General features: G+C 39.7%; 10 protein-coding genes. 7 read left to right on the forward strand and 3 right to left on the reverse strand.

Going from position 1 to position 12,598, the window contains the following annotated elements:
- Positions 1-4: 4 nt before the first annotated feature.
- Positions 5-2,377 (forward strand): M1 family metallopeptidase, encoded by a 2,373-nt coding sequence (locus R2R28_RS15500; RefSeq protein WP_316826594.1) that lies wholly within the window; start codon positions 5-7, stop codon positions 2,375-2,377.
- 156 nt (positions 2,378-2,533) lie between these two features.
- On the opposite strand, the gene R2R28_RS15505 is transcribed toward R2R28_RS15500, so the two are convergent.
- Positions 2,534-3,694, reverse strand: a complete 1,161-nt coding sequence (locus R2R28_RS15505) for an ATP-binding protein (RefSeq protein ID WP_316826595.1) — start codon at positions 3,692-3,694, stop codon at positions 2,534-2,536.
- 288 nt (positions 3,695-3,982) lie between these two features.
- Between R2R28_RS15505 and uvrB the strand changes: the two genes are divergently transcribed.
- The 5 genes from uvrB (at position 3,983) to R2R28_RS15530 (ending at position 8,541) form a co-directional block, all read left to right on the forward strand.
- Positions 3,983-6,025: an excinuclease ABC subunit UvrB gene (gene uvrB, locus R2R28_RS15510; protein ID WP_316826596.1), complete on the forward strand. Its 2,043-nt coding sequence runs from the start codon at positions 3,983-3,985 to the stop codon at positions 6,023-6,025.
- 78 nt (positions 6,026-6,103) lie between these two features.
- Positions 6,104-7,396 carry a DUF3472 domain-containing protein gene (locus R2R28_RS15515; RefSeq protein WP_316826597.1) on the forward strand — a complete coding sequence of 431 codons (1,293 nt, stop codon included), beginning with the start codon at positions 6,104-6,106 and terminating at the stop codon, positions 7,394-7,396.
- 55 nt (positions 7,397-7,451) lie between these two features.
- Complete coding sequence (locus R2R28_RS15520; protein WP_090497912.1) at positions 7,452-7,649, forward strand: YwbE family protein; 198 nt, start codon at positions 7,452-7,454, stop codon at positions 7,647-7,649.
- Positions 7,649-8,185, forward strand: coding sequence for a TonB-dependent receptor (locus tag R2R28_RS15525; RefSeq protein ID WP_316826598.1), 537 nt, complete (start codon positions 7,649-7,651; stop codon positions 8,183-8,185). The genes R2R28_RS15520 and R2R28_RS15525 overlap by 1 nt, the downstream gene beginning before the upstream one ends.
- A 104-nt stretch (positions 8,186-8,289) precedes the next feature.
- Entirely contained in the window at positions 8,290-8,541 is a 252-nt protein-coding gene (locus tag R2R28_RS15530) for a DUF4834 family protein (RefSeq protein ID WP_316826599.1), read from the forward strand.
- Between the two features lie 159 nt (positions 8,542-8,700).
- Here the strand turns inward: R2R28_RS15530 and R2R28_RS15535 are convergent, their stop codons facing one another.
- Both R2R28_RS15535 and R2R28_RS15540 read right to left on the reverse strand, forming a co-directional pair.
- Entirely contained in the window at positions 8,701-10,035 is a 1,335-nt protein-coding gene (locus R2R28_RS15535) for a paraquat-inducible protein A (protein WP_316826600.1), read from the reverse strand.
- Positions 10,036-10,068: 33 nt separating this feature from the next.
- Entirely contained in the window at positions 10,069-11,394 is a 1,326-nt protein-coding gene (locus tag R2R28_RS15540) for a paraquat-inducible protein A (protein WP_316826601.1), read from the reverse strand.
- A gap of 205 nt (positions 11,395-11,599) precedes the next feature.
- On the opposite strand from R2R28_RS15540, the gene R2R28_RS15545 reads away from it, so the two are divergent.
- Entirely contained in the window at positions 11,600-12,571 is a 972-nt protein-coding gene (locus R2R28_RS15545) for an aldo/keto reductase (protein ID WP_316826602.1), read from the forward strand.
- Positions 12,572-12,598 lie beyond the last annotated feature (27 nt).

A 12,598-nucleotide genomic window follows, 5' to 3' on the forward strand; every position in this document is an offset into this window, starting at 1 on the left:
TAACATGAATAAACTGTTTACTTTAACTGGCCTTTTACTCTTTTCGGGTAGTTTGGCTATGGCCCAAAACATTCAGAATAACCCTGGCAGCAACCACGGGAACAAGTTCGAACAGCTGGGTACCATTTTACCTACACCCAATGAGCAACGTACAGCCAGTGGGGCACCTGGCGTTAAATATTGGCAGCAACGTGCCGATTACAATATTAAATGTGAGCTGGATGAAAAGAACCTGTTGCTTACAGGCTCTGAAACGGTAACTTATACCAATAATTCTCCTGATCCTTTAACCTATATCTGGTTACAGCTTGATGAAAATGAGCACAGTACGGATAAAAATGCAAACTATCAGGATGCGACTAAAATGCCTCCTACAGGCATAACCAAAACCCTGGATCAGTTAAGCGCTACGGCAAACAATGGCGATGGAATCAACATTACCAAATTAACCGATGCAATGGGTAAAAACCTAAAATACACGGTTAACAAAACCATGATGAGGATTGATTTGCCCGTAGCTTTAAGAACCGGCCAGAAACTAATTTTCAACATCGACTGGAATTACAAAATTACCGACAGGATGAGTGTTGGCGGACGTGGTGGTTATGAGTTTTTCCCAACAGATGGCAATTACCTGTTCACCATGACGCAGTGGTACCCGCGTTTGTGCGTATACAGCGATTTTCAGGGCTGGCAGAACCATCAGTTTACCGGAAGGGGCGAATTCGCCTTAACTTTTGGTGACTTTAAAGTTCAAATGACAGTTCCTGCAGACCATTTGATCGGAGCCACCGGAGAATGTATCAACTACAGTGCGGTGTTAAACCCAACACAATTGAGCAGGTACAACTCTGCAAAAACCGCAGCTGCTCCTGTAGAAATCCAAACTTTGGCAGAAGCTAAAACAGCAGAAACCAAAAAATTAACCACTAAAAAAACCTGGGTTTTCAATGCCAATAATGTGCGCGATTTTGCATGGACTTCTTCCCGTAAGTTTATCTGGGATGCCATGCCGCAAAAAATTCAGGCCAATAACAATACGGTAATGTGTATGAGTTTTTATGGTAAAGAAGCCTACAACCTGTACAGTAAGTTTTCTACCCGTGCAGTAGCGCATACCATTAAAACCTATTCAGATTTCACCATTCCTTATCCATACCCCGTTGCGCAGAGTATTGAGGCAGCAAACGGAATGGAATATCCGATGATTTGTTTCAACTACGGTCGTACAGATGCAGACGGAACTTATAGCGAAAGCACTAAAAATGGCATGTTAGGGGTAATTATCCATGAGGTTGGCCACAACTTTTTCCCGATGATTGTAAACAGTGATGAGCGCCAGTGGACCTGGATGGACGAAGGCTTAAATTCTTTTGTAGAATATTTAACAGAAGAGCTTTGGGACAATAAATTTCCAAGTAAAAAAGGCCCTGCTTATACCATTGTTGATTACATGAAACTGCCAAAAGACGAATTGGAGCCAATTATGACCAATTCTGAAAATATTGCACGTTTTGGCCCGAATGCTTATTCAAAACCGGCAACAGGCTTAAACATTCTCCGCGAAACCATTATGGGCAGAGAACTTTTCGATTATGCCTTTAAAGAATATGCCAGAAGATGGGCTTTTAAACACCCTGAACCTGCCGATCTTTTCCGCACCATGGAAGATGCCAGTGGCGAAGATTTAGACTGGTTTTGGAGAGGCTGGTTTTACGGAACTGACCCATGCGACATTTCATTAGACAGTGTAAAATTTGCCAAAGCAGATTTCCCTAAAGAAGTTCCTGCAGCCAGATCGAGGATGGTAAAAATTGATAAACCTGCTGTAAATGCTTTTGAGGATATTTCAAAAATCAGAAACCGTGAAGACAAGAAAATCGGATTCTACGTTGATAAAAACACCGCTGCGCAGGATTTTTATTATAAATACGACAGGGGCATGGTTACCGTTGATACCACAGTTGCAACCAAAATGGATGCATCTATGCCTGTAGAAGTTGTTGCGGAAGCTGATCAAAGTAAATACGCAAACCAGTTCTTATACGAATTAAGCTTTAGCAATAAAGGTGGTTTGGTGATGCCGGTTATTGTGGAATTTACCTATAAAGATGGCACCAAAGAAATCGACCGGATCCCTGCTCAAATCTGGAGACATAATGAATTAAAAACTTCGAAATTTTATGTAAAAAATAAAGAAGTAGCTTCAATTTTAGTAGATCCATTACGTGAAACAGCCGATATTGACACCTCAAACAATACCTGGGGCGGTAAAGCAAAAGAAAGCAAGTTTAAGGTTTACAAAATGAAAGCCGGCGGAGCTGTTAGAGGCCAATCAGTTGGTAAAAACCCAATGCAGGCAGCTGCCGGGAAATAACAGATACTCACAATCATTCTAAGCGATCGTTATTTCGACCGTAGCGGAGAAATCTAATTATTGGCCAGCTATTGGCGAGGTGCATTAAGATTGCTTCGTTCCTCGCAATGACGACTATTCTCCTCATCCCCGTTGAAAAAAATCAACGGGGATTTTTTATTGAATTTGAGGTAAAATATTCAATAAGAAATTTTTCAGGTTGGTTACCGTTATATCGTTTGACGACACATAAGTTTCGCTTTTTGGCGTAATGATATATTTATACTTTGGCTCAAGATCCTTTATGCAACTAACAAATCCTTTTGATACTGTTGGAGCATTAGACAGTTTAATTTCAATACATGCTATTGGTGTAATGCCTTGAACGAGGATTAAATCACATTCTGCCCCAGTTTGGGTCCTGTAAAAAAAAAGGTCCGTCTGCTTTGCTTTCATCTGATAAATCTGCTCAATTACATAGCCCTCCCAGGATGCGCCTATAGCTGGGTGACCAAAAAGATCGTTATAACCTGGAATATTTAATAAACGATGAAGAATCCCAGTATCCCTTATATAAGTCTTAGGGGACTTAATCAATCGCTTCTTCGAATTAACAAACCATGGCTGCAAACGTCTGATCAAAAACCCTCCCTCTAAAAAATCTAAATACTTAGTAACAGTAGGTGCGCTTACGCCTAACGATCTCGCGAAAGACTCTCCATTAAATAAATTTCCATTCAAATGAGCAAGCATACTCCAAAAGTTTCTTAACAAAGTTGGCGCTAAATCTACGTTAAACATTTTCGCCAAGTCTCTTTCTACATAACTTACAATAAAATCATCAATCCATTCTTTACTCAACATATTGGTTTCTGCCAATATAGATTCAGGATACCCACCACGGAACCAATGTTGCTCAAAGTTTATTTCCTCGGGCAATTCAGTTAACCCTATTGGACATAATTCATTGTATGAAATTCTTTCGGCTAATGTTTCAGAAACTCCCTTAACCAATTCAGGAGAAGCGGATCCAAGCAATATAAATCTTCCAGGAGTTCTTTTTGTATCAATTAAAGGGCGCAATAAAGAAAATAATTCCGGCAATAATTGAACCTCATCAATAATTACGGTATAATCTTGCAAGCTTTCTAAAAAAGTATAGGCATCCTGTAGCTTAGCCACATCCCGGGGATTTTCCATATCAAGGTAGATATAATCGCTACCTAAACTTTTTGCTAAAGTAGTTTTTCCAACCTGCCGTGGGCCAAGGATTGCGATTGCAGGAGACTTTTTAAGTTTATTTTTTAAATGTGCTTCAAGATTTCGGATAATTAGCATAAACAAATATATACACAAACATAGTAAATCGAAAGTTAAACTTTCGATTTACTATGTTTATAGCCGTTTAAGTGTTAGAAAAGCAATATCTAATTTTCATCATAAATTATTTATACAATCATAAAACTATTATTAACCGCTCAATCTCCAACTTTCCTGACTTTCGTCTGTTTTACTTTTTAGCCCCTAAATCGTATATTTCCTCCGAGCCCCTTTATGTTTTTATCGGCGAAGGAGAGAACATTAAAATTGATTTAGAGATCAATTTTAACTAAGTTTGATATATCCATGAAATTTAAAATCACCTCAGAATATCAGCCCACCGGAGATCAGCCAAGTGCAATAAAACAATTGGTAGATGGTGTAAATGCCAACGAACATTATCAAACACTATTGGGCGTTACCGGATCTGGAAAAACGTTCACTGTTGCCAATGTTATTGAGCAGACCCAAAAACCAACTTTGATTTTAAGTCACAATAAAACCCTGGCGGCACAGCTTTACGGCGAGTTTAAAAATTTCTTTCCCGAAAATTCGGTAAACTACTTTGTATCCTACTACGATTATTATCAACCTGAAGCTTTTATCGCATCAAGCAATACTTATATCGAAAAGGATTTGAGTATTAACGAGGAGATCGAAAAGCTGCGTTTGCGCACTACCTCTTCATTAATGAGTGGCAGGCGGGATATTATTGTGGTATCGTCCATTTCCTGCATTTATGGTATGGGTAATCCCGAAGATTTCTCACGGATGGTTTTTCGCTTTGGGGTAGGACTAAGGATTTCGAGAAATGCTTTTTTGCATAGCCTGGTCGAAATTTTATATTCCCGTACCACAACAGAGTTTAAACGCGGAACTTTTAGGGTTAAGGGCGATACTGTAGATATCTACCCTGCTTATCTGGATCATGCTTATCGCATTTCCTTTTTTGGAGATGATATTGAAGAACTTTCTGCTATTGATCCGGTTTCCGGTAAAACCATAGAAAAACTCGAAGATATGGCCATTTATCCTGCCAATCTGTTCGTTACCCCTAAAGATCGTTTTAATCAATCCATTTGGGGAATTCAGGAAGAGCTGGAAATCCGTAAAAACCAATTAATTGCAGACAGGCATTTATTAGAGGCCAAAAGATTGGAAGAACGAACCAATTTTGATATCGAAATGATGAAAGAACTGGGTTATTGCTCCGGTATCGAAAATTATTCACGTTTTTTTGATGGAAGACAGCCCGGCATGCGCCCTTTCTGCTTATTGGATTATTTTCCGGAAGATTATTTAATGGTAATTGATGAAAGCCACGTTACCGTTCCACAGATCAGGGCAATGTATGGTGGCGATAGATCTCGTAAATTATCTCTGGTAGAATACGGTTTCCGCCTACCTGCTGCGCTTGATAACAGGCCCCTTAATTTTAACGAGTTTGAGGCGCTTGCCCCGCAAACCATTTATGTAAGCGCAACGCCTGCTGAATATGAACTCGAAAAATCAGAAGGTGTGGTGGTAGAACAGGTAATCAGGCCAACCGGTTTATTAGATCCGGTGATCGAAATCAGACCAGCCATCAATCAGGTTGATGATCTTTTAGACGAAATCGATATTACCATAAAAGATGGTGGACGTATCCTGGTAACCACTTTAACCAAACGTATGGCTGAAGAATTAACCAAATACCTCGATCGTTTAAATATCAAAACCCGGTATATCCACTCCGAAATTAAAACTTTGGAACGGGTAGAAATCCTTCGTGGTTTACGTTTAGGGGAGTTTGATGTTTTAGTCGGAATTAACCTGTTACGTGAGGGTTTAGATTTACCTGAAGTTACCCTCGTGGCTATTTTAGATGCCGATAAAGAAGGTTTCCTGCGTTCGGAGAAATCATTGATCCAAACCATTGGTCGTGCAGCCCGTAACGATAAGGGCCGTGTAATCATGTATGCCGATGGCATTACCGATAGTATGGAAAAAACGATTTCAGAAACAAACAGGCGTAGGGATATACAAATTGCTTATAACCTGGAACATGGCATTACGCCAAAAACGGTTGGCAAATCAAGGGAAGCCATTTTAGAACAAACTTCGGTACTCGATTTCTCTCAAAAAGCGAGTGATAATAAAGCCAGGGCTTATGTAGAAAATGCCGAAATCAGTATTGCAGCAGATCCGATTGTACAATATATGGGTAAAGCTGAACTGCAACGGGCAATTGACAACACCCGTAAGGATATGCAAAAAGCTGCAAAAGATATGGACTTTTTACAGGCAGCGAAACTCCGTGATGAAATGTTTGCATTGGAAAAAATGTTTAACGAAAAATTCCCTAAGTAACGATTTGGTTTAAAACAATGGTTTTTAGATAAATTTGGATTACAATTGCAATTCAATAAGTTATCTAAAAACCATTCAATGAAATCTTTTAAACTCGTAGCGCTGATCGTACTCTGCGCAATCGGTCTGAAAAGTCAGGCCCAAAATTCTACAACTATTTCCCTGCCGCTTGCAGGTAATGCCTACAGTTCCTTACATCAGGATTCTGAAAGAACCTTATCCAACAAAGGAATTGTAAACTGGATTGATCCAAAAGAGTATTTTACGGCTTATTTCAGGATTTCGAAACCTGGAACAGTTGTCATTTCATTAGGTGAAAAACCTATTTTGGAGGGACCATCTACTTTGGAATTTTCCTTAAACAATCAACCTAAAAAGGTCGTTCTTGATGAAAACAAATCTTTCGACGGTAAAATTGGCGAGTGGACAATTAAAGATACGGGCTATGTGGCCATCACCATTAAAGGCCTGAGTAAAAGCGGTAAAAATTTTCCTTCTATTCAATCTTTAACCTTCGCAGGGACTGCTATGGAAGGCAAAATCGCCTATGTTAAAAACAATGAAGGCAATTTTTTCCATTGGGGCAGGCGTGGGCCATCCGTTCATTTAAATTACCAACAGCCAGAAAATGTAAATGCAGAATGGTATTACAACGAAGTAACCGTGCCTAAAGGTGAAGATATTTTAGGTTCCTATTTTATGGCCTGTGGTTTTGGAGAAGGTTATTTTGGCATGCAGGTAAACAGCCCGACAGAAAGACATATTTTGTTTTCGGTATGGAGCCCGTTTAATACCGACGACCCGAAAAGCATCCCTGAATCGCACAAAATTAAAATGTTGAAGAAGGGCGAAAGTGTACATACCGGAGAATTTGGCAATGAGGGTTCTGGCGGCCAGAGCTACCTAAATTATATGTGGAAAGCTGGAAATACCTACAAATTTTTGCTTCATGGCGTACCCGGAAAAGATAGCGTTACCACATACACCGCTTATTTCTTTGCTCCGGAAACTAATAAATGGCAACTGATTGCCAGTTTCACCAGACCACAAACCAAAACTTACTTAAAACGTTTTCACTCTTTTTTAGAAAACTTCTCACCCGTACAGGGCGATTTATCGCGGAAAGTATTGTTCGACAACCAATGGATTCGGGATGATAAAGGCGTTTGGAGCGAATTAAAATCAGCACGTTTTACAACCGATAATACAGGCACAAAAGCATATAGAATGGATTATCAGGGTGGTGTAGATCACGGCGCATTTTATTTAAAGAATGGCGGCTTTTTTAACGATTACACCACACCACGAAAAATATTTACCAGAACCTCTGCAGGAAAGAAACCAGAAATAGATTTCAGCAAATTACCTTAACAATCAAAATAATTATGGAATTTTGAAGCTTTTATCATCAACTAATTACAGCACAATGGACGGGCAAAACAGAAAAGACATTTATCCAGGGTTAGAAGTCGGAATTATTTTGAAGAAAGATCAACGGTCGGGCAACATCACTTATGGCGTGGTTAAAGACCTGCTTACTTCATCGGCATTTCATTCAAGAGGGATAAAGGTCAGGCTCGAAGATGGCCAGGTTGGCCGCGTAGCTGAAATAGTTGAAGACTAATGAAACAAACTTATCTTATTCTTTTATTTTTTGTAATAACGGCTAGCGTATCAGCCCAAATAACTGATGCACTCAATAGAAACCCTGCTGATCATAAATCAGACGCTGGCCCAAAGGTCAGTATCTGCGCACCTTCAAGGGCTGGCATCATTGCAAATCAGCCATTATACGTTGTTAATAATGTTACACTTAGTTATCCAAATGCATTTGAATACATCAGGCCAAATGATATAGAGGCTATAAATGTGTTAAAAGGTAAGCAAGGGACAGACAAATATGGCCCAAGTGCAAATAATGGTGTAATTGAAATTTCACTTAAGAATAATGTTAAATTATTGAACCTGGCAGAACTGCTTAGTTCCTATAAAATCAGAAAAAAATACCATGATCTTCCAGTTTTTATCGATGAAAAAAGATTAGATCATCGTAATGATTTTTACCTCTCGAGTGACATTGTAAAAGATGTAGAAATAGCAAAAATTAAATATAAGTCTGGAAAAGATCGCTTTATCAGGGTTTCATTAAAACCATTATAGGCCTATTTGCGTATTATATTGTAATCAAATTGCAATTAAAGGCTAAAAAAGTAACAAAATAAATTTTGTGACGTCTATATTTGTAATAACAGTAAATTTAAAGAATGGCATTAGTAAAATTCATTTTCATCACGATATTGGTACTCTGGCTGATCAGAATGTTGATCAGACTGATTCTACCGATGCTGTTTAATAACCTGGCCGGCAAGATGCAAAGTCAGGCAACAGGGCAGCAACAACAACAAAGGCGGTCGAAACCTGAAGGTTCTATCTCGATAGATTATATGCCTCCTAAACCCGATCAAAGTAAAACAGATAAACTCGGCGATTTCGTAGACTACGAGGAGGTCAAATAGAATTAACCCTGAACTTGTTTCAGGGTTTTTTGTTTAAACCCACCCAAGTCGTCATCTCGATCCGATAGCTATCGGATGAAGCATAGTCCTGAATTTTCGGGATAGAGATTTACAATAGATTTCTCGGCAACGTTGCTCTTCGCTCGAATTGACGGCCTCTTAACAAGGTCCATTTTGTTCATCGATGCGTTTAAGTATGTAAGATAGAACAATCGTATACACTACATAAGTTACGAATACCCAAAAGCCCAGCTGCAGCGCCGAATTATTCGCGGTTACGGTCTTTAATGTATCATTCTGCATATTAAGCCCCGAAAGCTGGCTTTTCAGGATACCATTAAGCCCGATATAAGTCATGCCGATACCCACCACCATTACATCGGCCATATCCCATTTACCAAGATCGAATGCCAGAAACCGCAGCGCCTTTTGACTGCCAAAAAGATGGCCGCAGGATACATGAACACCTCTTGCAACAATTCTTAACAGCGGAAGCACTACAACAAAAATAAGCAACAATACACCCACCAGTACGGCATCGGGTTTTGGTTGTTCAATCAATGTGCCTATAATCCCCAATATACTTTTGCTTTGAAAGAAAAGCACCTGATTGGTAAATGCGATTTTATCTCCAAGTAATGCAAACTCCAGTGTTTGTATGCGCGCATCAACCTCAATAATCGGCGAAGTAACGCCTACGGCAAGCAAAATAGCGGCAAATAACAGCGACATGATAAACAAGGGCACATGCAATTGCACCTTTTTCCTTAAAAACAGCCACAGCATTAACGCAATGGCTACACAACCCAGCATTCCGAGTGCAGACTGAAAACTGGCCTTTTTGATTGTTGCCAGTCTGGCATTTACCAACTGATCAAAGGCTTTCGCATTTGCAACATGGTATTTCTGATAAATATTGTGCTCAACCGTGGTAATGGTCGTATCTGTACTGTCGTATGTCTGCGCTTCAAGTTCATCCACTTTGCTCGTTGCAATGCCCTTTAACCTTTTTAAACTGGTGGGGCTCGTTATTTTCGCTACAATTGTTTTGGCAAACGAAGGCACCTGGGCATGAAGTTCATCCACATCTACAAAACTTTTAAAGGCTAATTTTTTAAGCTTACCACCCAGGCTTTTCTGAGGTTTGGTTACTTCTGATACGGCTTTGTTTACCAAACCGTGCAGTTCCTTTTCAACCTCCTTCCGCATTTCAGTTTTTTGCTTTGCAGTAAGTTTGAAACCTTGCACCCTGCGATCAACAACTGCCGAAATTTTTTCTCCCCACCTGTCAACCGAGAAAATGCCAAAAGTAATGTTGTTTGATAAACTGTAATCTTCTTTGATGTGTTTCTGTTCTACAGAAAGCTGGTGGAAACGGTAGCCAAAATAAACTTCTCCGAACAAAAGCATGCAAAGCCCTGCAATGAGGATCAAAGATGTGCCCCTGTTCTTTTTTACCCGAATATTTTGAGTGGTATTTTCTGTAGTTGCCATAATTAATTATCAAACAGCTGAAATGAAAAGGATTTAATGGACGTCATGTGGTGTAATGAACTTCAAAATGGTGGATAATATGAGGCCATAAAGCACAAAACTGATAAATATGATATATCCCGGCTGCAGGGCTGTATTATTGGTGGTTAAAATGGTGAGAGAATCATTTTTAATGTTAAGTGCCTGTAGCTGCCCTTCCAGTAAACCATTAAGGCCAATGTAGGCCATTAAAACAGCAATTACTATTACATCGGCCATACTCCATTTACCCGATTGGAAAGCGAAATATTTAATAATTCCATTTTCAGCCAAACGTTTATTTCCTAAAAGATGAATCCCTGTTGAACTGAGTTTTACTACAGGGAAAAGAATACTAAATACCAGGATTAGTATGCCAACCAGTATCGAATCAATTCCTGGCTGGCCGATTAATACCCGAACAACATCCATAATGCTCTTACTCTGAAAAAACAATACCTGATCTTTAAACACTACGTGTTCGCCCAGCAATACAAAATCGAGCGAACGAATCCGTGCATCAACTTCGATCATTGAAGCCGTCAATCCTACAGCTAAGAGAATGAAGGCAAAAAACAACGACATTACAAAAAGGGTAACATGCAGGTCTCTGCGCTTACGAAGCCCCCACCAAAAACCGAGTACAACCACCACACAGGCGAGCATGCCAAAAGAATATGCATAAGTTTTTGTGCGGATATCAGCAAGTGATGCTACTAGTTTTTTGTTCAGCACCGCGGTAGAGCTTACCTGGTATTTATGGTACATCGCTTTTACAGCAGCAGCATTTAAAACATAGGCACTATCCAGTTTTTCCTCATTGGCCAGTTCGTTAAACTCACCAATAGCCATTTTACTTAACTGTTTTTTGTTTTTCGGGTTATCTACTTCTGCAATAATTTTTTTTGCAAAACCGGGCACTTGTGCCTTTATACTATCAGAGTTCACAAAATTCCGGATGGCAAATTTTTGTATTTTCCCGCTCAGGGTTTTTTTCGGTTTATTAACAAGGGCCTCTGCTTTATTGATTAACGCAAGCAATACCTGTTCAACTTCGTTTTGCAATATCTTTTTTTGCTTTTTGGTCATTTTGAGATTGCCTACCTGGTGGTGCACAATCTTCGACACATTATCTTTCCATTGCTGCACCGAAAACAGCCCGTAGGTAATGTTATTGATATCCGAATAATCTTCCTTAATACGTTCTTGCTGGTCGGAGAGTTGATGTAGCCTAAACCCGAAATACCCCTCTGCGCCAAGGAGCAGGCCAAGAGCCAGTATAAGCAGCAATTTAGGAAAAAATGACTTCCGCTCCTTTGTATGTTTTTCTTGTGTTTCCAATCCGATTAATTTAAATGGTTGAGGGGGTATTGCCACATAAAACCAATAACACCTAAAAAAGGTTTTAAAAGGACAATAAAATAGTGCAAGTAAAGAAAATGTGCTATTAAACTGAGCCTCCCAGACAAGTAAATTGAGCCATAGGGAAAATATACTGCACACAAAACTGTTGATCTTTGTTATGCTAATAATAAAAAAGCTTGCTATGGAAAATATAACGAAAATAAATCTTGGTAAAAACGGACCGCTTGTTTCCAAATTGGGATTAGGCTGTATGCGGATGTCATCCGTTTGGGGAGGGCCGGTTAACGACGAAAGTGAAAGTATTGCAACTATTCAATCTGCTTTAGATAGTGGTATAAATTTTATCAATACAGGGGATTTTTATGGAGCCGGCCATAATGAAATGCTTATCGGAAAAGCCATTAAAGGCAGACGGGACGATGCTTTTATCAGCGTTAAATTTGGTGCAATTTTTTACAATGGCCAGTGGCTGGGTCTAGACCTTCGCCCCATGGCTATTAAAAATTTTATCAATTACTCTTTGGTGCGTTTGGGTATAGAAACCATCGATCTCTATCAACCATGCAGGTTAGATGGCAGCGTACCGGTTGAAGATGTGATTGGCACCATTGCTGAGCTGATTAAAGAGGGAAAAGTACGCCATTTGGGCGTTTCGGAGATTACGGCTGATCAGCTTCGCAAAGCAAATGAGATACATCCCGTTGCTGCATTAGAAATAGGTTATTCGCTGGCCGACCGCCAAATTGAAAAAGATCTTCTGCCAACGGCAAAAGAACTTGGCATTGGGGTGGTGGCTTTTGCCAATACAGCTGAAGGCTTATTAACAGGCGACATGAAAGCTCCATTGGCTGCCAACGACTATCATAATCATTTCTCTCGTTTCCAGGGAGAAAACCTGATCAAAAACCTGGAGAAGGTAGAAATATTAAAAAACATGGCTAAAGAAAAGGGTTATAGCCCTACACAACTGGCCATTGCCTGGGTAAATGCACAAGGTGATCATATTATGCCATTGGTAAGTATGAGCAGAAGATCGCGTTTACCAGAAAATATACAGGCCATGAAAATCGGCTTCAGTCAGGAAGAAATGGATACACTAAATACACAATTTTCATCAGGTGCAATACTTGGCGGAACTTATTTACAGCGGTAAGAGGTGGGGCTAATATTAGCCCTACCT

It is taken from the genome of Pedobacter miscanthi, assembly GCF_032678605.1.
Classification (GTDB): domain Bacteria; phylum Bacteroidota; class Bacteroidia; order Sphingobacteriales; family Sphingobacteriaceae; genus Pedobacter; species Pedobacter miscanthi_A.